This window comes from Microbacterium oxydans (genome assembly GCF_006540085.1).
In the GTDB taxonomy this organism is placed as follows: domain Bacteria; phylum Actinomycetota; class Actinomycetes; order Actinomycetales; family Microbacteriaceae; genus Microbacterium; species Microbacterium oxydans.
In genome coordinates, this window is record NZ_BJOG01000007.1 from 1 (window position 1) to 22,740 (window position 22,740).

The following is a 22,740-nucleotide window of genomic DNA, read 5'->3' on the forward strand; positions in this document are numbered from 1 at the left end:
CCCACCTTGTCCCGCTTGTCAAATCGGCGCGCTGTGCGAATCAGAGATCCGCAGCGCAGCTGATGACAGCCGCAGAAGAGGTGGAGTCCCTATCCTAGACGCAAGCGCCTGTTCTCTCAAGTGAGAGTGGATCGGGAGTGGTTCTCCGCTTGAGGGGGGTGAAGCTCTTGGCTCCTCCGCTTCCCTGTGGGGCGAACAAGTAATAAGTTACGCGGGTCCCGGGGATCTGGCAAATCGGGCCACCCCACCCGGGCGTGTCGCCTTGACTCGTCGATTGATTTCCTGCGGGTCAGGGGGAGTTTCGGTGTCGAAGCGCACCCGCAGTACGATCACGCCATGCCGGACTCAGCTGATCACCTCCCCGCCCCAGGCCTGTTCTCGATGGACGCCGACGGCGGCGCGCATGAGGGGCGGGCGGCAGCTCAGCTGCTCGCGCGCATCAGGCGGGAGCTCGGCCTCGGTGACGACGACGACGCGGTCCGACCGCTCCGTGCGGCCCCACTTCCCTCGCGACTGGCCACCGCTGACCTCGCCTGGGCGAGCGTGAGCGCAGCCATGCTTGCTGCCGGCGGGATCCCGGCTTCGCTCGATCCGGATCGGATCGCGGTCGCGTTCCGCAGTGACCGTGTTCTGACGATCGATGGCGTCGCTCCCCCGGTCTGGTCCGAGTACTCAGGGTTCTGGCGGACGGCAGACGGATGGATCCGCACCCACGGGAACTATCCCCATCACGCGGCGGCGCTGCGTGCGGGACTCGGTCTGCGAGACGGTGCGAGCGGCGATCTCGTCGGGGGTACCCTCGCCGAACGGGACTCTCACGATGCCGTCCGCGAGATCACGGCTGCCGGCGGGCTCGCTGTCGTCGTCGCTGCGGAGGATCCCGCCCTCGATCGTGCCGCCAGAGAGCGTCCGCTCCTGGAGATCAGCCGACCGGACGGGATGTCCGATGCGCTCGACCAACCCGCCGCTGGACGTTCCGTGCGTGCGGGCCGTCGACCACTTCAGGGCATGCGCGTCCTCGACCTGACAAGGGTCATCGCCGGCCCGGTGTGCACGAGGACACTCGCCCTGCTCGGTGCCGATGTGCTGCGCATCGATCCGCCGACGCTGTCAGAGCCTGAGTGGCAGCACCTCGATACGGGCCATGGCAAACGGTCGGCCGTGCTGGACGCGCGGAGCGCTCGCTTCCATGATCTGCTCGCGCGCGCCGATGCCGTCGTGCTCGGATACCGTCCGGCGTCACTCGACCGGCTGGGGTTGGACCCCGACCTGCTCGTGCGCCGATACCCGGGCCTGGTGGTCGCGCAACTGAGCGCCTGGGGCACGGAGGAACCGGAGCGAGCCGGTTTCGACAGCCTCGTGCAGGCGGAATCCGGCATCGCGCTCATCGAATCGGTCGACGGTGATCGTCCCGGCGCACTTCCCGCGCAGGCTCTCGACCACAGCGCGGGCTATCTGCTCGCTGCTGCTGTGACCTCTCTGCTCCGGGGGCACCGCCGAGAGGAGCGTTCGTGCGTGGTCCGCACATCGCTTCGTCGCATCGCGGCGGAACTGCTCGGGATGCCGCGTCGCGGGATGGCCGGAGCCGAGGTCGAGTTCGACGTGCGGCCGCACGTCGCCCGGTTCGGTGTCGACGGGAGCGCAGTGGTGACCGCTCGACCCGCACTGACGGGACTCGAGTTCGCGGCCCCGCACGCTTGGGGGTCCGATCAGCCCGTCTGGTGACGGCGTCCTCGCACCGACAGCGCGATGCAGAGCGCCACGGTGAGCGCACCCCAGAGGGCACAGGCCGGAGGGAGCACCCGATACGCGAGGTGCTGAACGGTGAACTCAGCGTCGAGGGGGCCGAAGACGACGAGACCCCCGACCCACGCGATGACGAGGAACCCGGGGAGCGAGATCCACCACGCCACGCGCACCCACGGCGGCGATGACTGCGTGACGCCCTGACGCGGTGTCTGCCGACGGAGCCGGAGCAGAGCCCAGATGCCGATGACCCCGAGGCCGATCAGGCTCGAACCGTGTTGGAGCCACTTGAACCCTGGCAGCGGTCCCCACATGTCGTCGAGGCCGGGGATCAGGTGCACGCCCCACCGTCCCTCATGCGTGAAGAGGTCCCACACGATGTGCGAGAGAACACCGATCACGAACGACGCCGCGAGCAGGAACGGATACGCGCGCGTGCGCCCCACACCGACTGCAGCTCCTGCCGCCGTGAGACCCCTGTCATTCCATTCCTCAGGCAACCGCCGAGCCAGCCAGAGCGGAGCGAGTTCGGGAACAGCCGGACGGAGCACGACCCGCCAGATCAGGAACAGCACGGACGCGAGAAGCCCTGTCCACACGACATTGCCGAACGTGTGCGTGAACGAGTAGTTCAGTCCTACGCCACGCACGAACAACGGCAGGTCCGGGGTCATCGCGCCGATCGCGATCGCAGCCGGCACGAGCGGCGTGCGGATGAACGGCAGCGCTACCAGGGCGTGGCTGGGCGTGAACGGCATCGAGCTCGGGCTCAGCCGACGAAGAGGCCGGCGAGGGTCTTCTTGCCACGGCGGAGCACGGAGACCCCGCCGGGAAGCGAGCCCTGGACCGTCGCCGTCTCGTCGTCGACGCGTTCGCCGTCGAGCGTGACGCCGCCCTGCGTGATCGCGCGCCTCGCCTCGGACAGGCTCGACACGAGCCCCGTCGACACCAGGGCCTCGACCACCGGGGTGCCGGCGCCGACGGTCGCATTCGGCAGCTCCTCCAGAGCAGTGCGGAGCGTCTCGGCATCGAGCGTGGTCAGGTCTCCCTGGCCGAAGAGAGCCTCGGAAGCTGCGATCACGGCAGCTGTCGCCTCCACACCGTGCACGGTCGCCACAACTTCGAGCGCCAGCCTCTTCTGAGCGGCTCGGCGGAACGGCTCCGCGGCCACGAGCTCGGCGTACTCCTCGATCTCCGACCTGGTGAGGAATGTGAAGACCTTCAGCCGTTCGATCACGTCGGAGTCCGCGGTGCTCAGCCAGAACTGGTACATCCGGTACGGGCTGCACATGTCGGCGTCGAGCCAGATGGCGTTGCCCTCGCTCTTGCCGAACTTCGTGCCGTCGCTGTTCGTGATGAGGGGTGTGCCGATGGCATGCACCGACGCCCCCTCGGCACGGCGGATGAGCTCGGTGCCGCTGGTGAGGTTGCCCCACTGATCCGAGCCGCCGGTCTGCAGCACGCAGTCGTACTGCCGGTACAGCTCGAGGAAGTCCATGCCCTGCAGGATCTGGTAGCTGAACTCGGTGTAGCTGATGCCCTCATCGGAGTTGAGTCGCGCCGCGACCGCATCCTTCTTGAGCATCGTGCCCACACGGAAGTACTTGCCGATCTCGCGCAGGAAGTCGATCGCGCTCAGCGGCGCCGTCCAGTCGAGGTTGTTCACGATGCGGGCGGCGTTCTCACCCTCGAAGCTGAGGTAGCGCTCGACCTGGGCACGCAGGCGTCCGACCCAGTCCTCGACCGTCTCCCGCGTGTTCAGCGTGCGCTCGGCCGTCGGACGAGGGTCGCCGATCAGACCGGTCGAGCCGCCGACGAGACCGAGCGGCTTGTGACCGGCGAGCTGGATGCGACGCAGCGTGAGCAGCTGCACGAGGTTTCCGAGGTGCAGACTCGCCGCCGTCGGATCGAAACCGCAGTAGTACGTGATCGGGTCTCCCGCGAGCAGGGCGCGCAGCGCCTCCTGGTCGGTGGACACATGGACCAGGCCACGCCACACGAGTTCGTCCCACACGTTCTCGAACGCGGGATCGATCGCCTGGGGTGCGGTCGTCAGATCGGGAGTTGACACGCGCTCCAGGCTATCAGCGCGGTACAGCCTCGAATTCCGCTCAGACAGGCGTGTCAAGACGGTCGAACTCCTGCGCCGTCAGCGAGATCGATGCCGCATCCATGGCGGCGTCCAACTGCTCCACTCTGCTTCCCCCGACGATGGGGCGGATCCCCCGTGCGAGCTGCCAGGCCAGCACGATCTGCCCTCTGCCGACTCCGCGAGCGGCGGCGATCTCCTCCAGCACCGCGAGCCGTCGCGTGGTCCCCGGGTGGTCGTACACCTCGGGTACCGGTTTGGCCTGGTTGTCATACGCCCCCGAGAGCAACGGCGTGTACGCCCACACCTCGATGCCGTTGTCTCGGGCGAAGTCCCGCTGCTCATCGCTGAGCACGCCGAAGGGATGCGCCACACCGGGTGGGAGGGTGCCCGGTCGGGTGCGCAGGTAGGTGCTGTTCAGCTGGAAGGCATCGATGGGGACGCTGCCGATCGACTTGGCGTGAGCGCGGGCGCGTTCGATGCGCCAGGCAGGATGGTTGGAGGCGCCGACACGGTTCACCGTGCCGGCAGACGTGAGCGCGGCCAGGGCGTCGACGGTGTCCGCGATCGCGACGGCGCGGTCCTCCTGGTGCAACCAGAGCAGGTCGATCCTGTCGACGCCGAGGCGATCGAGAATCCCCTCGACGGCGGCACCGATCGCGCGTGGCGAGAGCCCGGTCCGGTGTTCGGGCCAGGAGCCGGGCCACAGCGGCTCCGCTCCCACCTTGGTGGAGATGCGCACCTGCTGCCGGGCGCCTGGTCGTGCCGCGAGCCAGCGTCCGATGACTTCCTCCGACGCTCCCCCGTGTCCGCTCTCGCTCGCCCAGAAGCTGTAGCAGTCTGCCGTGTCGATCCAGGTGCCGCCCCGCTCGACGAAACGGTCGAGCAGGGCGAAGGAGGTGTCCTCGTCGACGAGCGTGCCGAAGGACATCGCGCCGAGGACGAGCGGGGATGCGGGTGTGTTCCGAGTGGTCATGACCTCACTGTGCGACCTGGAGCGCACTCCAGGTCAAGACCTATGCTCAGGAGATGACGACGTACACCCCGGCGGAGACCGCAGCGCGTTCCGGCTTCAGCATCGACACGCTCAGGTACTACGAACGGGAAGGCATCCTGCCCACGGTCACCCGCACCGCCGGCGGGCATCGCGCCTACACCGACGCCGACCTCGGGCTGCTCGACTTCCTCAAGTGCCTTCGCGAGACGGGCATGCCGGTCGAACGACTGCGCCGCTACGGACAGCTCTGTCGGAGCGAGGAGACGATCCCCGAACGGATCGCACTCCTCGAAGAGCATGCGGCGACGGTCGAACAGCAGCTCGCCGAGGTCCTCGCGCAGCAGCGACGCCTCGCGGAGAAGCTGGACTGGTATCGATCGCTGAGTTGAGGTCGCTCAGCTGTGCGCCGCCCACCACACCAGGAAAGCGGCACCCAGCGCGATCACCCAGCTCACCAGACTACCGACGAGGAAGTACTCGGCGCGGGCGCCGGTCTCGCCATCGCGGGAGATCTCGGGGAATCGGACGATGCCCTTCGCCGCGAGCATCGCGGCGAGGATCGGATACGCCGCGGCGAGGGTGAGGATGAGGACGAGGATGCGCTCCAGCGGTCCGATCAGTCGACCGCCTTTGAAGCCGCTGCGCGGATCGCGGGGTGCGGGTGCCGTCTCGGCACCCTCCTCCTCGACGGTGTCTGCCTGGACGGTGTCTGCCTGGACGGTGTCTGCTTCGGTGGTTCCTGTTTCCACGGTTCCGGCCACGACAGGCGCTGCCTCCGCGGTCGGCATCGCCGGGTCACGGGGAAGCCACGTGTGCTCGCCATCGAGTGCCGCACGCACCACGAGGTTCGACGACTCGAGGAGGAAGACCCCGGCACCGAGCGCGAGCATGGCGAGATCGAACGGAATCTCCCCGAACGGCGACCGGAGGTGCCAGATCGCACCGATGAGACCGGAGTCGGATCGGGCGCCGAGCCAGACGACGGCTCCGACACTCAGAACCGCGAGCAGGACGGCCGGCCAGAACCCCAGGGGCGCCGGACGCTCCGTCGGCATGCACCACACCCAGAGCGCGCCGACGACGAGGGCGAACACCATGGGAAGAAGGGCATCACCGACGCTGCCGAGCAGGAGCAGGATGACGGCGATCACGAGATAGCCGACCCAGCGGCGGGGCGCGAACTGACGCACCAGATCGGCGGCGCCGACCGCCAGGAGGAGGAACCCCGCGACGATCATGCGCGCGCCCCTCGAAGCGCGGCTACGCCCTCGATGAGCGCAGCCGTTCCCGCACTGCGCAGCGACTTGGAGACGCTGGGCTGGGTGATGCCCTCTTCCGCAGCGAGTTCCTGCTGGGATCGACCGAGCAGACGACCGTAGGCGAGCCGTCGTTCCCGCTCGCTCATCGCCCCCACCAGCTCATCGCGGACGAGGAGGTAGGCGTTCGATGCCGCGATCGTGCTCTCCATGACCTCATCCTGCCCGGATGACCCGACAATCCACGACCGCGTGCGCGGCACGGCGCGACTCTCTCGCGCGTGCACGGTCTCGATCGCCGCTCTGGCCGCGTACCAGCCCGGTCCGTCGGCGAGTTCACCGTGCACGGACTCGACAGGGCGCACCTCCCCCACCCCGATGCCGAAGCGGAAGGCGATACCGTCCGGCAGCCGCAGCTGGATCATCAGGAGCGACACCATGGCGTCGGCCAGATCGAGATAGACACCCTGCTGCTCGTCGCCGACGGTGGGCGTGAGCGGCTGCGCCGCCAACGGGAGGTCTGCTTCGACGTCGGCTATGGTGTCGTCGAGCACGCGTTGCGCGGCTGTGCGATCGTCGAGACGACGAGAACCCACGATGTCTGCGAGTACCGCGATGACCATGGCATAACCATATCACGAATAACCCTCGACTTATGCGTCAATTGGTTATATCTTGAGATCATGCCTGAATCGCACATGATCCCCTGGTCCGACGGAACCTGGACCAACGCTCCGACCTCCCCCGCCGCGCTACCCGCCGGAACGACTCCGCTCGATGTCACCGCGGTGGAGAGCAGCGATGCCTGGCGGCACACCGCTTACGGCTTCGTGCACGACACCGAGCACGCCCTGCTCGCCCCGCTCGGGGTCGGCGAGGCCATGGAGGTCTCCTTCCGCGCACCGTGGGACGGCCAGTTCGACCAGGCAGGCGTCTTCGTGCGCATCGACGAGGAGCACTGGGTGAAGACGGGTCTCGAGTACGCCGACGGCCATCTGGGACTCGGCGCCGTGGTCACAGCCGGTGTCTCCGACTGGTCCGTCGGCCAGGTCGACGAGTGGCTCGAGAACGAGATCACCGTGCGCGTCAGCCGCTGGGCGGATTCCCTGATCGTTCGCGCCCGCGCCGACGACGGCCCCTGGCGACTCGTCAGGGTCGCCCCATTCGACGGACAGGCAGCCGCGGCAGCCGGTCCGTTCCTCGCGGCACCGACCCGCGCCGGCCTCACCGTGCGCTTCACGCGCTGGGAACGGTCGGAGGCCGACGCCGACCTGCACTGAGCAGGCAGCGACGGCGGCCGCCTACGCCTCCGGTCAGAAGCCTCCGGTCAGATGCCGAGGGCGTGGGCTGCCGCCTGTGCGCGCGCGACGAGTTCCGCGCGCTGCTCGGCGACCCGTTCCGGTGCGGTGCCGCCGATCCCGGTCCGCGACCCGACGGAGCCCTCGATCGTGAGGACCTCGCGCACCTCGGGCACGAGATGCGGCGACACCGAGAGCAGCAGCTCATCGGAAGCATCCTCCAGCCCGATCCCCCGCTCCTCGCACGCCCGCACGAGCGCACCGGAGATCTCGTGCGCATCCCGGAACGGCACGCGGCGCTTCACGAGCCACTCGGCGACATCGGTCGCAAGGGAGAACCCCTGAGGCGCGAGCGCCGCCATCCGTTCGGTGTCGAAACGCAGCGTCGCGATCATCCCGGCGAACGCGGGAAGCACCACCTCGAGGGTCTGCACCGAGTCGAAGACCGGCTCCTTGTCCTCCTGCAGGTCGCGGTTGTACGCGAGCGGGAGGCCCTTGAGGGTGGCGAGCAGGCCGGAAAGGTTTCCGATCAGACGCCCCGACTTGCCCCGAGCGAGCTCGGCGATGTCGGGGTTCTTCTTCTGCGGCATGATGCTCGAGCCCGTCGAGTAGCCGTCGTCGAGGGTGACGAAGCCGAACTCGCGGGTGTTCCAGAGGATGATCTCCTCGGACAGGCGCGAGATGTCGACGCCGGTCATCGCCGTGATGAAGGCGAACTCCGCCACGACATCGCGAGCCGCCGTGCCGTCGAGCGAGTTCTCCGCGGGGCGGTCGAGGCCCAGCTCGGTCGCCACGAGTGCGGGATCGAGCCCGAGGGTGGAACCGGCCAGCGCTCCGCCGCCGTACGGCGAGACACCGGCGCGACGACGCCAGTCCACGAGACGTTCGAGCTCACGCACCAGCGGCCACCCGTGCGCCTGCAGGTGGTGGGCGAGCAGCACCGGCTGTGCGTGCTGCAGATGCGTGCGGCCGGGAAGGATCGCCGTCGGATGAGCCTCGGCCTGAGCGACCAGGGCATCGATCACCCGGAGGATGTCGCGGGCGATCACTCGCGCATGGTCGATCAGGTACATGCGCACGAGCGTGGCGATCTGGTCGTTGCGGCTGCGACCGGCACGCAGCCGCCCGCCGAGCTCCGGCCCGAGCTCGACGATCAGCGCCTGCTCCAGCGCGCCGTGGACGTCCTCATCTGTCGGCACGGGGCGCAGAGTGCCGTCGGCGACCTTGCGCGCGACCGCGTCCAGCCCCTCGTGCATCCGCCGCGCCTCGTCCGGTTCCAGGTACCCGGCCGCTTCGAGCGCGGTGGCGTGCGCGTGGGAGCCCGCGATGTCGTACGGAGCGAGGATCCAGTCGAAGTGGGTGGAACGGCTCAGCTCCACCAGTTCAGGCGAGGGCCCTGTGGCGAAGCGGGCGCCCCAGAGCGCGCCTTCGTTGGTGCCTTCGTGCGTCGCGTCGCTCATCACGCGTCCTTCTTGCCGAGGAGCCAGACCAGCAGCGCCTTCTGCGCGTGCAGGCGGTTCTCGGCCTCGTCCCAGACCACGCTCTGCGGACCGTCGATCACGCTGGAATCGACCTCGTAGCCGCGGTCGGCAGGGAGGCAGTGGATGAAGATCGCCTCAGGATCGGCCAGGGTCATCGTCTCCGGAGTGACCTTGTAGCCGCCGAGGTCGCGGATGCGTGCGAGCTTCTCCTCCTCCTTGCCCATCGACACCCAGGTGTCGGTCACGACGACGTCGGCACCGGCAGAGGCCTCGACCGGGTCGGTGAAGAGGGTGATCGACCCGCCGGTCTCGGCGGCGCGTCGATCGGCGGCCTCGATGACATCCGCACGAGGAGCGTAGTCCTCGGGCGACGCGATGCGCACGTGCATGCCCGCAGTCACACCGGCGAGCGCGTAGGAGTGCGCCATGTTGCTCTGCCCGTCTCCGAAGAACGTCAGCGTGAGCCCCTTCAGGTCGCCCTTGTGCTCGCGGATCGTGAGCAGGTCGGCGAGCAGCTGACACGGGTGGAAGTCATCCGACAGCGCATTGATGACCGGCACACGCGTACCTTCCGCCATCTCCTCGAGACCCGACTGCGCATACGTGCGCCACACGATGGCCGCGACCTGGCGCTCCAGGACGCGAGCGGTGTCGGACGGGGTCTCCTTGCCGCCGAGCTGGCTGCTCGCTGTCGAGATGATCAGCGGCGAACCGCCGAGGTCGGCGATCCCCACCGCGAACGAGACGCGAGTGCGCGTGGAGGACTTGTCGAAGATGACCGCGACGGTCTGGGGGCCGGCCAGGCTCTTGTCGGCCCACCGGTCCTTCTTCAGCTCGATCGCGAGATCGAGGATCTCGGCCTGCTCGGCGGGGGTCAGATCGTCGTCACGCAGCAGGTGGCGGGTCATGCGGATACCTTTCCGGCAGCAGAGGCCTGGACGTCGGCGAGCGAAGCCGTGAACAGCTCGCGGAACTCGGCGAGCTCGGCGTCGCCGATCGTGAGAGCCGGTGCGATGCGAACCGTCTCGGGGTTGGCGGCGTTGACGATGAGACCGCGCGCCTGGGCGGCCGCGACGACCTCACCGGCGACGGGCGCGGTCAGCGCCACGCCGATGAGCAGACCACGTCCGCGCACACCGTCGATCAGCGGCGAGTCGATGCCGAGCAGGATCTCGCGCAGCTCGGCACCACGACGGGCGGCGTTCTCGACCAGGCCGCCACTCTCGATCTCAGCCAGGACCGCGTCCGCGACCGCGGTCGCGAGCGGGTTGCCGCCGAAGGTGGAGCCGTGGGATCCCGGGGTGAAGAGCGCACTGGCGCTGCCGAAGGTGACCAGCGCGCCGATCGGGAAGCCGCCGCCGATGCCCTTGGCGAGGGTGATCGCATCGGGGGTGATGCCCTCGTGGCTGAACCCGAACCATTCACCGGTACGACCGGCACCGGTCTGGATCTCGTCGACGATCAGCAGGGCGCCGTGAGCGAGGGTCAGCGAGCGCGCAGCGGCGAGATAGCCCTCCGGCAGCTCGACCACTCCGGCCTCGCCCTGGATGGGCTCGACGATGATCGCGGCGACGCGGTCATCCATCGCGGCCTCGAGAGCCTCGATCGTGGCGGGGATGTGCTCGACCCCGGCGGGCATCGGCTCGAACGGCGCGCGCATCGAGACCTTGGCGGTGAGCGCGAGCGAGCCCATCGTACGACCGTGGAAGCCGTTCTCGAGAGCGAGGATGCGCGGCCGCTCGGAGCCGTCGTGCAGACGCGCGAGCTTGAACGCGGCCTCGTTGGCCTCGGCACCCGAGTTCGAGAAGAACACGCGACCGTCGATGCCGGCACCGGCCAGACGCTTCAGGCGTGCCGCGAGCGCGAGCTGGGGCGGGGTGGCGAAGTAGTTCGACACGTGCGCGAGCGTGGCCGCCTGCGTCGAGACCGCCTCGACGAAGGCCGGATGCGCGTGCCCGAGCGAGGTCACCGCGATGCCCGCGAGGAAGTCGAGGTGGCGTCGGCCGTCGGCATCCCACAGGTACGAGCCCTCACCGCGGACCAGCAGCGCGAGCCGCTCCCCCGCGTTGAGCACGAGATCGCGTGCCGCATCGTCCTGCCAGACGGTCATGCCGTCACCTCGTTCTTTCCCAGGACCACTTCGGTCCCGATTCCCTTGCTGGTGAAGAGTTCGACGAGCACCGAGTGCGGCACCCGCCCATCGATGATCGCCGCCGCGTCGACGCCGCCCTCGACCGCGTCGAGACAGGCCCGCATCTTCGGGATCATCCCCGACTCGAGCGTCGGAAGCATCTGGATGAGCGCATCCGACGTCAGATGGGAGACGAGCGAGTCGCGGTTGGGCCAGTCGGCATACAGCCCCGGCACGTCGGTCAGGATGACGAGCTTTCGCGCGTGCAACGAGACCGCGAGAGCGGCTGCCGCGGCATCCGCGTTGACGTTGAGCGACTGACCGGGGTGATCGAGATCGGGCGCGATGCTCGACACCACCGGGATGCGCCCTGCGGCGAGGTGGTCGAGCACGGGCGTCGGATCGACCTCGACGACGTCGCCGACCCGACCGAGGTCGACTTCTTCGCCGTCGATCACGACACCACGACGGCGCCCTCCGAAGAGTCCGGCGTCCTCCCCGCTGAGGCCGGTCGCGATCGGGCCGTGCGAGTTGATCTTCGACACGAGCTGCGGGTTGACCTGACCGGTGAGCACCATGCGCACGACGCTGATCGCCTCGGTGTTGGTGACGCGGTAGCCGCCCTTGAACTCGCTCGGGATCTCGAGCCGCTGCAGCATGTTGGAGATCTGCGGCCCTCCACCATGCACCACGACCGGAAGCACCCCGACGTAGCGGAGGTAGGCGATGTCCTGGGCGAAGGCGTCCTGCAGCTCCTCCGACACCATGGCGTTGCCGCCGTACTTGATGACGACGATCTGGTCGCGGAACTTCTTCAGCCACGGCAGCGACTCGATGAGCGTCGTGGCCTTCTGCGCGGCGACGTCCGGCGTGGTGTCCTGGATGTCGGTCATGAGGCGTAGGCGCTGTTCTCGTGCACGTAGTCGTGGGTCAGGTCGTTCGTGAGCACCGTGGCCGTCGACTCCCCGACCTTGAGGTCGATCACGAGGTGCGTGGCGCGCGGGGTGAGGTCGACCTCTTCGCGGGGGCGGTCCGGACCACCCTGGCTGCAGACGCGCACGCCGTTCATCCAGACGTCGACGTCGTAGGGGTCGAACTGCGCATTCGTCGTTCCGATCGCCGCGAGCACCCGCCCCCAGTTCGGATCGTTGCCGAAGATCGCTGCCTTGAAGAGGTTGTTGCGCGCGACCGACCGGCCGACCTCGACGGCGTCCTGCTCGGTCACCGCATGCTGCACCTCGATCGTGATGTCGTGGCTCGCGCCCTCGGCATCACCCTGCAGCTTGACCGCGAGCTCCTGGGAGAGCTCGATGAGCGCGGCGGTGAAGTCGTCGAGGTCCGGCACGACCTCGGATGCCCCGTTGGCGAGGAGCGTGACTTGGTCGTTCGTCGACATGCAGCCGTCGGAATCGAGACGGTCGAACGTCTGCCCTGTCGCACGGCGCAGCGCCTCATCGGCCTGAAGCGGCTCGAGGACGGCATCGGTGGTGATCACCACGAGCATCGTGGCGAGTCCCGGCGCGAGCATGCCCGCGCCCTTCGCCATACCGCCGATCGTCCAGCCATCACGGCTGATCACGGCGGTCTTCGCAACGGTGTCGGTGGTCATGATGGCCTGTGCCGCGCTCTCCCCGCCGTCGGCGCTGAGCTCGGCGATCGCCTGCTCGGTGCCGGCCAGCACACGCGAGCGGAACGTCTCGTCCCCGGTGCCGATAAGACCGGTGGAGCAGATCAGCACATCCCCGGCGCTGACGCCGAGCAGTTCGGCCGCCTTCTCCGCCGTCTGGTGGGTGGTCTGGAACCCGAACGCGCCGGTGAAGCAGTTCGCACCGCCGGAGTTGAGCACCACGGCCTCGACGACCCGGTCGGCCACTGCCTGCTGCGACCAGATGATCGGGTTCGCCTTGGCGCGGTTGCTGGTGAAGACCGCGGCACCCACCTTGCGAGGTCCGCGGTTGACGACGACGGCGACATCGGGCTTCCCGGTCGACTTCAGCCCGGCGGCGACACCGGCCGCTTCGAATCCTGCGGGGGCGGTGACGCTCACGGCGCTACTCCGTTCACTGAGAGGGCGCGGGCTTCGGGAAGACCCAGCGCGATGTTCATGGATTGGACGGCAGCGCCGGCGGTGCCCTTGACGAGGTTGTCGACCGCGGTGACGACCGTGACCCGGTTCGCGGCCCGGTCGATCGCGAGGCCGATCAGCGCGGTGTTAGCTCCGAGCACGTCGGCCGTGCGGGGGAAGCGTCCCTCGGGCAGCAGCTGCACGAAGGTCTCGTCGCCATAGGCGCTCTGCCAGGCGTCACGGATCTGCGCATCCGTCGCACCGTCGACGATGGGTGCGGTGGACGTGGCGAGGATCCCGCGCGACATGGGCACCAGCACCGGCGTGAACGAGATCCGGATGCCGTCGGACTCCACCCCGGACGCCGCGGCGAGCGCCTGACGGATCTCGGGGATGTGTCTGTGGGTGCCGCCGACCGCATAGGGGTTGGCGGTGCCCAGGATCTCGCTGCCGAGCAGGTTCGTCTTGAGGCTCTTCCCCGCGCCGGACGGTCCGACGGCGAGCACGGAGACGATGTCGGAGGGGTCGATCACCCCGGAGGCCACACCGGGCGCGAGGCTGAGACTCACGGTGGAGGCATTGCATCCCGGCGCCGCGATGCGCGTGGCTCCACGGAGGTGCTCACGCTGCTTGACCCCGTCGATGAGGAGCTCGGGCACACCGTAGGTCCACGGCTCGTGGAAGTCGCCGCCGTAGAACGCATCCCACGCCGAGGCGGACGTGAGTCGGTGGTCGGCGCCGGCATCGATCACGAGCGGGACATCGCCCAGCGCATCGGTGTACTGCCCCGACTGCCCGTGCGGCAAGGCGAGGAACACGATGTCGTGGCCGGCGAGGATCTCCGGTGTCGTGTCCTGCAGCGTGAGGTGTGCGAGTGAGCGCAGGTGCGGCTGGTGGTCGACGAGAGGCTGCCCGGCGTTCGAATGCGCCGTGACGGTGCGGATCTCCATGTCGGGATGGGCGGCCAGGAGGCGCAGAATCTCGCCGCCTGCGTAGCCGGATGCGCCGGAGACGGCGACGGAATACGTCATGCTTCTACCTTAACGGTCAGGCCCTCGAGGAAATCGGGACCGTGGACGGGGCCGGAGGCGGCGACACCGGCACTCGACCGCCGTGCGCGCACGGGCAGAAGGGCGGGGTCGCCTACAGTCGGCGGCCGCGGCGTCGGCGCACAGCGATGACGCTCGGAGCGAGCGTCGGAGAAGCGGTGGCGGCCGAAGGCATGTCGCGACAGTAGCGCGGCCTCGGCTGCCACCGCAAATCCGGTTCGTCATCTGCGGGGTGAGGGCTCCAGCGGTGCGGCGAAGAAGGCGAGTTCGTGGGCACTCGAGACCTCGAAGACGTGGCGCATCCTGGCGCGGGTCGCGGCATCAGCCGTTGCCGCCGCTTCGGAGGCGTAGGCGATCGCCGTCTCGGTCGCCTCTTCGAACGCGGGATCGGCGTAGGTCACCAGCCACGAGGCGTAGGGGTGCTGGGGATCCTGCGCGTACTGACCGAAGGCCCCGGCGTGCAGGCGTCGGCCGAGGTCGGTGTAGAGCCAGAAGCACGGGAGGACGGCCGCGACGATCTCGGCGTAGTCCCCACCGAACGCGACAGAGCGCAGGTGATCGAGGTAGGCGGTGGTGGCCGCCCCCGGCTCGGCGGAGAACGTGTCCGCGCTCACCCCCTGCGTCGGAGTCAACCACGACGCGTGCAGCTCGAGCTCGCCCACGATCGAACCGCGTGCCGACTCCGCCCAGAACGCCTGCTCATCGGATGTCGGCGCGAGCCGGGACGCTTCCGCGAGCACACGGGCGTACTCGCGCAGGTACAGCGCGTCCTGGGCGAGATAGGACAGGAACGGTCCGCGCTCCAGCGTCCCGTCGGCGAGCGCGCGGATGAAGGGCAGCTCGTCGATCGCGGTGCGGATCTCCCTGATGTCGTGCCACCAGTCCGCCGCGATGTCGTCCGCGACCGGACGGGCCTCTGTTCCCGCCCGTTCCCAGAGTCCGGAGAAGTGGTTGATCGGCCCGTGCCCACCGCCGACGCGCAACGCGTCCCCCGCCCGCAGGGCTTCGCGAAGCCAGATGCGCGCGGCGCCGACGGCCGCTTCTGCGTCGTGCCCCCGCGCGAGCAGGGTCGCGAGCGCGGACGACAGCGAGCAGCCGGTGCCATGGGTGTTTCCGGTCGTGATCCGTCGTCCTGGAAAGTCTCTGCGCAGACCGCGCGCCGCGTCGACCAACGCATCGGGGGCCTCATCCCCGACGAGATGGCCGCCCTTGACCAGGACGGCCGCATCGATCCGGGCGGACAGCTCGTGCGCCGCGGAGATGGCATCCTCCCAGTCGGCGATCTCCCGACCGGCGAGCACCGCGAGTTCGGCGAGATTCGGAGTGACCAGAGTCGCCCGCGCGAGGAGTCCGTGCAGTGCTCGCTCCGCCTCCGGATCCAGCAGCCGGTCGCCGGAGGTCGCGACCATGACGGGATCGAGCACCACGACAGGCGGGCGCACGCGGTCGAGCCACGCCCCCACTGCGCGGATGACCTCGGCGTCGGCGAGCATCCCGATCTTCACGGCGTCGATCACGATGTCGTCCGACACGGCATCGAGCTGCGCGCGGAGGAAGTCGACCGGCGGCACGTGCACAGCGCGCACGCCCTGCGTGTTCTGCGCGGTCAGCGCCGTGAGCACAGCCATCCCGTACCCGCCGTTCGCGGCGATGGACTTGAGGTCGGCCTGGATGCCCGCACCTCCGGACGGGTCGCTCCCGGCGATGCTGAGCACTCGCGGCACGATGCCGGAGCGCCAGCGTCGCAGGAACCGCGTCGCTACGGCGGCCGGATCGTCAGCCGCGCACAACGCCGAGACGACGGCCAGCCCCGATGCCCCGGCATCGCGCAGGGACTCGGTGTCGTCGATGCCGACGCCGCCGATCGCCACGCACGGGAGCGGGCTGTTCCGGACGATGTCGCGAAAGCCCTCCACCCCGAGCGGGACGGGGTGATCCGGCTTCGTGAGGGTGGGACGGATGACGCCGACCCCGAGGTAGTCGACCGTCCCGGCCGGGAGGGCCCGCACCGCGTCGAGGTGCGCGGCAGTGTTGGCGGTGAGGCCGATCAACGCGTCGGGTCCGAGTGCCTCACGGGCGCGCAGCACCGAGGCGTCGCCCTGACCGAGGTGCACGCCATCGACCCTGGCTCCACGCTCACGAGCAGCCACGGCCGCGCCCAGCCGATCGTTCACCACGAGCAGCGCCCGACCGTCGATCGCCTGCGACAGCGCGACCAGCTGTTCGACCGTCTCCTCGTCGGTCGCGTCCTTGTCGCGCAGCTGCACGATGCGCACCCCGCCTTCCACCGCGTGCCGGACGGTCTCGACGACGCCCCGGTCTCCGCACAGCTCCGCATCCGTGACGAGGTAGAGCGAGAGGTCGGCGTTCACAGGGCACCGCCTTCGGCGCGGGCACGGACCCTGATGTCAGCGGAATCCACCGCGGCGAGGGCATCCAGCAGCGCGACGGCGAAGCTCCCCGGCCCGGTGGACCGCTCCGCTGCCTGCTCCGCCGCGATCGTGTACACGAGGCTCGCCGACGCGACCGCCGTGAGCGCGTCGTGCCCTGTCGCCCGCGCAGCGCCGAGGAAGGCCGCCATCACCGCGCCCAGAGCACAACCGCCGCCCGTGACCCTCGTGAGCAGCTCGTGCCCGTTGGACAACCGCAGCACGCGTTCGCCGTCGGTGAGCAGATCGATCGGGCCGGACACGGCCACCACACCGCGTGTCGTCCGAGCCAGCGCCGATGCGGCCTCGGCCGCGGACTCGGTGCTGTCGGTGGAATCCACACCTCGCCCCACCGGCGCTGAGCCCGCGAGAGCCAGCACCTCCGAGGCGTTGCCGCGGATCGCGGTCGGACGCTGCTCGGCGAGTTGACGCGCGAGTGCGGTGCGCACCGGGAGCGCACCGACCGCGACGGGGTCGAGCACCCAGGGCGTACCGGCTGCCCTCGCACCGGTGACGGCTTCCAGAGCCGCCGCGCGCTGCTCCGGGGTGGGCGTCCCCAGGTTGACCAGCATCCCCGAGGCGACACCGGCGAACATGCCGGCCTCACCGACGATGTCGACCATGGCGGGAGCAGCCCCGAGCGCCAGCAGCACGTTGGCGGTGAAGCCGGTGACCACGGCATTGGTGATGCAGTGCGTCAGCGGTGGCGCCTCACGCAACACCCCCAGCAGCACCGCAGCCTTTTCGGCGAGATCGTGTGTGGAATCAGGACGCAGAAGATCGCTCATCGCGACATCCCTTCGCTAGTACGAACTAGATCAGGTTCGACGGGTCTGTTCTCAGCCGCGGATCGCGGCACCCCGTGTCACTGTCCGCAGTCTATCGATCGGCCAGCAGCGCCTGCTCCTGCGCCCGCGTGAGCCCGGCACGTCGTTCGCGGTCGAGTCCGCGCTCCCGTTCGTCGGCGAGCACGCGCTCGATCGTGTCGACGAGCGGACGGAGCGTCCCACCGGTCTCATGGAATGCCGCGTTCGAGCGGGTCATGAATCCCGTCATCTCGGGCGGGAGCCACAGCGGCAGGGAGTGCGGGCCGGCCCAGTGGTCCACGTCATGCGCGATGAGCCACTCCTCGTCCGCGACGACGGTCGCCCCGGTGTTCCCGGATGCAGCGCGGACCATCCGCAGCACATCCGCGAGAGGCCTCTCGTCGCCGACGGCGTTGACGGCTCCGCTGCCTCGCGCGGTGACGATGTACTCCGCCAGATCGTCGACGTCGATCAACTGAGCGCTCCGCCCGTCCAGCGGGGGCAGCAGCACGGCGTCAGCGTCGGCACGAGCGAACGCGGCACTCCAGTAGCCGAAGCGGTCGCTCGGGTCTCCGTCGCCCACGATCAGGCCGGGACGCACCACGAGTGCCCGCTCCCCCAATCGGGCGACGGAGTCCTCGGCGGCGACCTTCTGCGCCGCGTACTCGTACTCGTCGCCGAGAACCGCCGCCGGGTGTCGTGGAGCCGATTCGTCCGCACCGACCGTCTCGTCATCGGAGTACACCGACACGGATGACACGTACGTCCATCGTGCCGCTCGATCGCCCAGCATCTCGACTGCCCGATCGACATGCGCCGCCTGGGAGGAGATGTCGACGACGTGGTCCCACTCCCGTCGTGCGAGGTCGGCGTAGGTCGAAGCCTCCTCGCGATCGCCACGCACCAGGACCGTTCCCTCCGGCGCGGGCCGTGTGCCTCGAGCGAGGCAGGTGACCGTGGCTCCGTGGTCGCGCCAGTGACCGGCGATGCGCCCGGAGAGCCACCCGGTGCCGCCCAGGATCAGAACATCCGTCATGGTGTGCCTGCACCCAACCGGTCAAGGCCTGCCAGCACCGGAACCGTCCAGGCGGGGTCGGGCCGCCAGCGGGTCCACGCGGAGTCGAACGGCCAGTCGTCGGCCTCGAACGACGCGATGGCCGCGTCCGCGTGCCGCTCGATCTGCGCGGCCTGCTCGGAGCTGAGCCGTCCCTGGGCGATCGCGGCGACGAGCTCATCCTCGTCCTTGAGGTGGATGCCGCCCGCCGGATCGATCTCGACGTCGAGGATATGGTCGGACGAGAAGGTGTCCCGGTCTGTCCGCAGATGCGCGTTCTCGAGATTCACGTACCACCCGGAGAACGCCCAGTCCGGCCCGGTGGTGTCGCTCCAGAACAGCCAGATCGACCACGGCATCCCCGCAGGGGCGATGCACAGCACCCCGTTGCCCCGCCAGCGCTCCACGATGCGCGTCCGCGGCTCGAGCCAGCGCCGGGCGAGAGGCACTTCCCGCACGCGCTGACCGTCGCTGGATCCCGGCGCCTCCTGGAGGGTCCCCGGAGCGAGCCAGGCCACGAGACCGCGCTCATCATCACGGACCACGCGCATCGGCGAGATCCTGGACGGCTCTCCCGGCTGCCACCCCGGTTTCCGATAGTGCCAGTCGATCTGTGCGCCGGGCTCGAGGAACGGCCCCTCGCCGAGCGGTCGCGCCCCGTCGGGGACGGCGGCCGGAGTGCCCTGGGGGAGGATTCTCATCCCGCCACGGTACTCCGGCGACGGCCCGGATCGTCCGAGCGACGACACGGTCCGCCTCACACCGCGGATCGATCCTCAGTCGCGCAGCGTCGCTCCGAAGCGCTGCGCAGCGACCTCGACTCCGGCGAGCTTGGCCTCCGTGGCCTCCGCCGCGGTGAGGGTGCGGTCATCCGCCCGGAACCTCAGCGCGAAGGTCAGGCTCTTGGAACCCTCCGGAACGCCCTCTCCGCGGTAGTCGTCGACGAGGCGCACCGACTCCAGCAGCATGCCCGCACCTTCGGCGAGGGCGGCCTGCACATCCGCGGCGGGGACCCCGGCCGGAACCAGGAGCGACACGTCCTGCGTAGCGGCGGGGAACGTCGACAGCGAAGCCGCGACGACCCGTCCGCCGGCAAGCGACAGGATGCGGTCGAGGTCGAGCTCGAACACGGTCGCGCGCCCGGGAAGATCGGCCCCCTCGGCGACAGCGGGGTGCAGCTCGCCGACGTATCCGACCTCTTCGCCTGCCACCAGGAGCGACCCGGTGCGCCCCGGGTGGAGGGCGGCGCGTTCGGCCTGTAGCACGTCGATGTCGACCCCGGCGGCTGCCGCGATCACACGGACCGCGTCCAGAGCCTCCACGAGGCCGGCGGCCTCGGCGGGGCGACCGGGCTGGCGCGGTGCGACATGGCCGGTGAGGAGTCCGGAGACGAACCGGTGCTGTGGCGGGATCGAGGCGTTCAGCTCCGCGAGCGTCTCGTCGGAAGGACGCTCCCCCAGCGGCGGCACCTCATCGGTGCCGTACTGCACACCCGGCTCGGGCAGGAAGACCACCCCGGTCTCGAAGATCGCGAGGTCGGTGAGCCCGCGGGAGATGTTGCGGTGCGCGGTCTGCAGCAGACCGGGGATCAGCGACCGGCGCAGGTACGGCGCCTGCCCGTCGAGCGGATTCGCCAGACGGATGCTCGGCAGGTGCTCGCCCGACGCGGAGCCGTGCAGATCGTTCTGCGCCTCCGTGGTGAACGGGAACGACGGCGTCTCGACCAGCCCCGCAGCAGCCAGAGCATCGGCCACGCGGCGGCGGCCCTGCTGGTGCGCGGTGAGGCCGCGCCCGGAGGGAGGCGTCGGCAGCACCGAGGGGATGCGGTCGAGCCCGTGGATGCGGGCGACTTCCTCGGCGAGCGTCCACTTGTCGGTGAGGTCGGGGCGCCAGGTCGGCGGGATGACCGTCCACCCGCCCTGGGTCCCTGAGCCGGTCGAAGGGCTGACCTCCGCGCCGATCGTCGTCAGCGCACCGGTGATCTCTTCATCGGTGTAGTCGACGCCGATAAGCCCCTGCACGAAGCCGGCGGGCAGCTCGATCTCCGCGACGAAGACCTCGGCGAACAGCGCGCCGCCCTCCTCCGTGAGCGTGCCCCCGGCGAACTCGACCATGAGGTCGGCCGCGCGCCGGGCCGCGACGAAGGGGATCAGCGGGTCGACGCCGCGCTCGAAACGCTTGGACGCCTCGCTGGGCAGCTTGTGACGACGAGCCGAACGGGCGATCGTGGTCGGGTCGAAGCTCGCCGCCTCGATCATCACGTTCCGGGTGGAGTCGCTCATCTCCGTCGTGCCGCCGCCCATGACGCCGGCCAGGCCGATCGGACCCGACTCGTCTGTGATGAGCAGGTCTTCGGTGTGCAGCGCGCGCTCGACGCCGTCGAGGGTGGTCATCTTCTCGCCCTCGTGTGCGCGGCGAACCGTGATCCCCCCGGTGAGCTTGTCGAGGTCGTAGCCATGCAGCGGCTGTCCGAGCTCGAGCATCACGTAATTTGTGATGTCGATGAGCACGCCCAGCGACCGCATGCCGGCGAGGCTGAGCCGCGCCACCATCCACGGAGGAGTCGGACGTGAGGGATCGACGTCGCGGACGACGCGGGTCACGAACTCGCTGGCGCCGACGTTCCCACGCACAGGTGCGACGTCGTCGACGATGGTCGTGTGGCCGGTGCCCGGCTGGAGTTCGGCGAAATCGCGCTCCGCCGGGTCGCGGAAGGTCGCTCCGGTCGCGTGCGCGTACTCACGAGCCACCCCGCGCAGGGAGAAGGCGTAACCGCGGTCGGGCGTGACGTTGATCTCCACCGCGACGTCGTCGAGGCCGAGCAGGGCGATCGCGTCGGTGCCGACGGGCGCATCGATGCCGAGGTCGGACAGCACGACGATGCCGTTGTGCTCGTCACCGAGTCCCAGCTCGCGCGCAGAGGCGATCATGCCGTCCGACACATGACCGTAGGTCTTGCGGGCGGCGATCGGGAACGGACCGGGCAGCACCGCACCGGGCAGGGTCACGACGACCTTGTCCCCGACGACGAAGTTGTGCGCGCCGCAGACGATGCCACGGATGCCGCCGTTCGCCTCGCCGACGTCGACCTGGCACCAGTTGATGGTCTTGCCGTTGGACTGGGGCTCCGGCTCGAGCGAGACGACCTGGCCGACCACCACGGGGCCCGTGATGTCGAAGCGGTGCACGTCCTCCTCTTCGAAGCCGACGGTCACCAGGGCCGCGAGGACATCCTCGGGCGTGGCGTCCGCTGCCAGATCGACGTACTCACGCAACCACGAAAGCGGGACGCGCATCACACCACCATCCCGTACTGCTCGCTGAATCGGACATCACCCTCGGCCATGTCGCGCATGTCCTGGACGTCGCTGCGGAACATCAGGCCCCGCTCGATGCCCATGCCGAACGCGAAGCCGCTGTATTCCTCCGGGTCGATCCCGGCCGCGCGCAGCACGTTCGGGTTGACCATGCCGCAGCCGCCCCACTCGATCCAGCGCGCACCGCCCTTGAAGGTGGGGTGCCACAGATCGAGCTCGGCGGACGGCTCGGTGAAGGGGAAGTAGTTGGTGCGGAAGCGCGTCTTGGCCTCGGGGCCGAAGAGCAGCTTCGCGAAGTGGTCGAGCGTGCCCTTGAGGTGCGCCATCGTGATGCCCTTGTCGATCACGAGTCCCTCGAACTGCGTGAACACCGGCAGGTGCGTGGCGTCGAACTCGTCGGTGCGATACACCCGGCCGGGGCACAGCACGTAGATGGGCACCTCGCGGTCGAGCATCGAGCGCACCTGCACCGGGCTCGTGTGCGTGCGCATCACGAGGTGACGCGAGGGCGGGTCCACGTAGAACGTGTCCTGCTCCTGGCGTGCGGGGTGGTCCACATCGAAGTTCAGTGCGTCGAAGTTGAACCACTCGTGCTCGAGCTCCGGTCCCTCCGCGATCTCCCAGCCCATGCCGACGAAGATGTCGCACACCTGGTCCTGCAGGAGCGTGAGCGGATGGCGGGCGCCGACGCGCGTGCGCGAGGGAAGAGCCGTGATGTCGATCCGCTCCGCTTCGAGACGTGCGGCGACCTCGGCGGCGGCAAGCTCCGCTTCCTTGGCGGCGAGCGCCTGTGTCACCTGCCCGCGTCCCTGGCCCACGAGCTTGCCGAATGCGGCCTTGTTCTCGGGAGCGACCTGGCGCATCGAGGCGTTCAGTACCGCGAGCGGCGATCCGTCGGCGACGTGTGCGGCGCGGGCCGCTTTCAGCTCGGCGGTGTCGGCGGCTGCGGCGATCGCCGCGAGGGCATCGGCAACAGCGGACTCGACCGCTTCCGGGGTGATTTCAGGAGACTCTGACACGAG

At 69.4% G+C, this 22,740-nt stretch carries 20 protein-coding genes and 1 riboswitch; of the genes, 3 read left to right on the top strand and 17 right to left on the bottom strand.

Annotated features, from left to right (window positions below; translation table 11 throughout):
• Positions 1-336 precede the first annotated feature (336 nt).
• Complete coding sequence (locus MOX01_RS13145) at positions 337-1,725, top strand: CoA transferase (RefSeq protein ID WP_141370076.1); 1,389 nt, start codon at positions 337-339, stop codon at positions 1,723-1,725.
• Here the strand turns inward: MOX01_RS13145 and MOX01_RS13150 are convergent.
• The 3 genes from MOX01_RS13150 to MOX01_RS13160 are packed head-to-tail and all read right to left on the bottom strand — an operon-like array spanning position 1,710 to position 4,811.
• Positions 1,710-2,504, bottom strand: coding sequence for a DUF4184 family protein (locus tag MOX01_RS13150; RefSeq protein ID WP_141370079.1), 795 nt, complete (start codon positions 2,502-2,504; stop codon positions 1,710-1,712). The two genes, MOX01_RS13145 and MOX01_RS13150, sit on opposite strands and share 16 nt — an antisense overlap.
• A gap of 11 nt (positions 2,505-2,515) precedes the next feature.
• A complete protein-coding gene (gene tyrS, locus MOX01_RS13155) occupies positions 2,516-3,817 on the bottom strand; it encodes a tyrosine--tRNA ligase (protein WP_174799785.1) in 1,302 nt (433 codons plus the stop codon).
• A 40-nt stretch (positions 3,818-3,857) separates the two neighbouring features.
• On the bottom strand, positions 3,858-4,811 hold the full coding sequence (locus MOX01_RS13160; RefSeq protein ID WP_141370081.1) for an aldo/keto reductase: 954 nt from the start codon (positions 4,809-4,811) through the stop codon (positions 3,858-3,860).
• Positions 4,812-4,864: 53 nt separating this feature from the next.
• Here MOX01_RS13160 and MOX01_RS13165 point away from each other — a divergent pair, with 53 nt between their 5' ends.
• Positions 4,865-5,221 carry a MerR family transcriptional regulator gene (locus MOX01_RS13165; protein ID WP_058632227.1) on the top strand — a complete coding sequence of 119 codons (357 nt, stop codon included), beginning with the start codon at positions 4,865-4,867 and terminating at the stop codon, positions 5,219-5,221.
• Between the two features lie 6 nt (positions 5,222-5,227).
• Here the strand turns inward: MOX01_RS13165 and MOX01_RS13170 are convergent, their stop codons facing one another.
• Both MOX01_RS13170 and MOX01_RS13175 read right to left on the bottom strand, forming a co-directional pair.
• Complete coding sequence (locus MOX01_RS13170) at positions 5,228-6,070, bottom strand: hypothetical protein (protein WP_141370083.1); 843 nt, start codon at positions 6,068-6,070, stop codon at positions 5,228-5,230.
• Positions 6,067-6,711, bottom strand: coding sequence for a SatD family protein (locus MOX01_RS13175; RefSeq protein WP_141370085.1), 645 nt, complete (start codon positions 6,709-6,711; stop codon positions 6,067-6,069). Before MOX01_RS13175 ends, MOX01_RS13170 begins: the two co-directional genes overlap by 4 nt.
• Before the next feature lie 60 nt (positions 6,712-6,771).
• On the opposite strand from MOX01_RS13175, the gene MOX01_RS13180 reads away from it, so the two are divergent.
• On the top strand, positions 6,772-7,368 hold the full coding sequence (locus tag MOX01_RS13180; RefSeq protein WP_141370087.1) for a DUF1349 domain-containing protein: 597 nt from the start codon (positions 6,772-6,774) through the stop codon (positions 7,366-7,368).
• Positions 7,369-7,415: 47 nt separating this feature from the next.
• Here MOX01_RS13180 and argH read toward each other — a convergent pair whose 3' ends face one another.
• The 12 genes from argH to pheS form a co-directional block, all read right to left on the bottom strand.
• Positions 7,416-8,846, bottom strand: coding sequence for an argininosuccinate lyase (gene argH / locus MOX01_RS13185; protein WP_046749036.1), 1,431 nt, complete (start codon positions 8,844-8,846; stop codon positions 7,416-7,418).
• Entirely contained in the window at positions 8,846-9,775 is a 930-nt protein-coding gene (gene argF, locus MOX01_RS13190) for an ornithine carbamoyltransferase (RefSeq protein ID WP_058632223.1), read from the bottom strand. The genes argH and argF overlap by 1 nt, the downstream gene beginning before the upstream one ends.
• Positions 9,772-10,977: an acetylornithine transaminase gene (locus MOX01_RS13195; RefSeq protein WP_141370089.1), complete on the bottom strand. Its 1,206-nt coding sequence runs from the start codon at positions 10,975-10,977 to the stop codon at positions 9,772-9,774. Before MOX01_RS13195 ends, argF begins: the two co-directional genes overlap by 4 nt.
• The gene (gene argB / locus MOX01_RS13200; protein ID WP_045263191.1) at positions 10,974-11,891 is read right to left on the bottom strand and encodes an acetylglutamate kinase; all 918 of its coding nucleotides are present in this window, start codon (positions 11,889-11,891) and stop codon (positions 10,974-10,976) included. The genes MOX01_RS13195 and argB overlap by 4 nt, the downstream gene beginning before the upstream one ends.
• On the bottom strand, positions 11,888-13,045 hold the full coding sequence (gene argJ / locus MOX01_RS13205; protein ID WP_113681465.1) for a bifunctional glutamate N-acetyltransferase/amino-acid acetyltransferase ArgJ: 1,158 nt from the start codon (positions 13,043-13,045) through the stop codon (positions 11,888-11,890). Before argJ ends, argB begins: the two co-directional genes overlap by 4 nt.
• Positions 13,042-14,094 (bottom strand): N-acetyl-gamma-glutamyl-phosphate reductase, encoded by a 1,053-nt coding sequence (argC, locus tag MOX01_RS13210; protein WP_058632221.1) that lies wholly within the window; start codon positions 14,092-14,094, stop codon positions 13,042-13,044. Before argC ends, argJ begins: the two co-directional genes overlap by 4 nt.
• Positions 14,095-14,333: 239 nt before the next feature.
• A complete protein-coding gene (locus MOX01_RS13215) occupies positions 14,334-16,484 on the bottom strand; it encodes a bifunctional hydroxymethylpyrimidine kinase/phosphomethylpyrimidine kinase (protein ID WP_141370091.1) in 2,151 nt (716 codons plus the stop codon).
• Positions 16,481-17,329 carry a hydroxyethylthiazole kinase gene (gene thiM / locus MOX01_RS13220; RefSeq protein ID WP_141370093.1) on the bottom strand — a complete coding sequence of 283 codons (849 nt, stop codon included), beginning with the start codon at positions 17,327-17,329 and terminating at the stop codon, positions 16,481-16,483. The genes MOX01_RS13215 and thiM overlap by 4 nt, the downstream gene beginning before the upstream one ends.
• Positions 17,320-17,414, bottom strand: a riboswitch (TPP riboswitch). (Overlaps the previous gene by 10 nt.)
• Positions 17,415-17,420: 6 nt before the next feature.
• The gene (locus tag MOX01_RS13225; RefSeq protein WP_141370095.1) at positions 17,421-18,383 is read right to left on the bottom strand and encodes an NAD-dependent epimerase/dehydratase family protein; all 963 of its coding nucleotides are present in this window, start codon (positions 18,381-18,383) and stop codon (positions 17,421-17,423) included.
• Positions 18,380-19,102: a ribonuclease FAU-1 family protein gene (locus tag MOX01_RS13230; RefSeq protein WP_052748799.1), complete on the bottom strand. Its 723-nt coding sequence runs from the start codon at positions 19,100-19,102 to the stop codon at positions 18,380-18,382. The genes MOX01_RS13225 and MOX01_RS13230 overlap by 4 nt, the downstream gene beginning before the upstream one ends.
• Positions 19,103-19,177: 75 nt before the next feature.
• Positions 19,178-21,697 (bottom strand): phenylalanine--tRNA ligase subunit beta, encoded by a 2,520-nt coding sequence (gene pheT, locus MOX01_RS13235; protein WP_141370097.1) that lies wholly within the window; start codon positions 21,695-21,697, stop codon positions 19,178-19,180.
• Complete coding sequence (gene pheS / locus MOX01_RS13240) at positions 21,697-22,737, bottom strand: phenylalanine--tRNA ligase subunit alpha (RefSeq protein ID WP_141370099.1); 1,041 nt, start codon at positions 22,735-22,737, stop codon at positions 21,697-21,699. Before pheS ends, pheT begins: the two co-directional genes overlap by 1 nt.
• Between the last annotated feature and the right edge of the window lie 3 nt (positions 22,738-22,740).

Excerpts from the sequence above, each read along its gene's own strand:
- MOX01_RS13145 (WP_141370076.1), top strand. The coding sequence starts at position 337 with ATGCCGGACTCAGCTGATCACCTCCCCGCCCCAGGCCTGTTCTCGATG.
- MOX01_RS13150 (WP_141370079.1), bottom strand. The coding sequence starts at position 2,504 with ATGCCGTTCACGCCCAGCCACGCCCTGGTAGCGCTGCCGTTCATCCGC.
- MOX01_RS13160 (WP_141370081.1), bottom strand. The coding sequence starts at position 4,811 with ATGACCACTCGGAACACACCCGCATCCCCGCTCGTCCTCGGCGCGATG.
- MOX01_RS13165 (WP_058632227.1), top strand. The coding sequence starts at position 4,865 with ATGACGACGTACACCCCGGCGGAGACCGCAGCGCGTTCCGGCTTCAGC.
- MOX01_RS13170 (WP_141370083.1), bottom strand. The coding sequence starts at position 6,070 with ATGATCGTCGCGGGGTTCCTCCTCCTGGCGGTCGGCGCCGCCGATCTG.
- MOX01_RS13175 (WP_141370085.1), bottom strand. The coding sequence starts at position 6,711 with ATGGTCATCGCGGTACTCGCAGACATCGTGGGTTCTCGTCGTCTCGAC.
- MOX01_RS13180 (WP_141370087.1), top strand. The coding sequence starts at position 6,772 with ATGCCTGAATCGCACATGATCCCCTGGTCCGACGGAACCTGGACCAAC.
- argH (WP_046749036.1), bottom strand. The coding sequence starts at position 8,846 with ATGAGCGACGCGACGCACGAAGGCACCAACGAAGGCGCGCTCTGGGGC.
- argF (WP_058632223.1), bottom strand. The coding sequence starts at position 9,775 with ATGACCCGCCACCTGCTGCGTGACGACGATCTGACCCCCGCCGAGCAG.
- MOX01_RS13195 (WP_141370089.1), bottom strand. The coding sequence starts at position 10,977 with ATGACCGTCTGGCAGGACGATGCGGCACGCGATCTCGTGCTCAACGCG.
- argB (WP_045263191.1), bottom strand. The coding sequence starts at position 11,891 with ATGACCGACATCCAGGACACCACGCCGGACGTCGCCGCGCAGAAGGCC.
- argC (WP_058632221.1), bottom strand. The coding sequence starts at position 14,094 with ATGACGTATTCCGTCGCCGTCTCCGGCGCATCCGGCTACGCAGGCGGC.
- thiM (WP_141370093.1), bottom strand. The coding sequence starts at position 17,329 with ATGAGCGATCTTCTGCGTCCTGATTCCACACACGATCTCGCCGAAAAG.
- MOX01_RS13225 (WP_141370095.1), bottom strand. The coding sequence starts at position 18,383 with ATGACGGATGTTCTGATCCTGGGCGGCACCGGGTGGCTCTCCGGGCGC.
- MOX01_RS13230 (WP_052748799.1), bottom strand. The coding sequence starts at position 19,102 with ATGAGAATCCTCCCCCAGGGCACTCCGGCCGCCGTCCCCGACGGGGCG.
- pheT (WP_141370097.1), bottom strand. The coding sequence starts at position 21,697 with ATGCGCGTCCCGCTTTCGTGGTTGCGTGAGTACGTCGATCTGGCAGCG.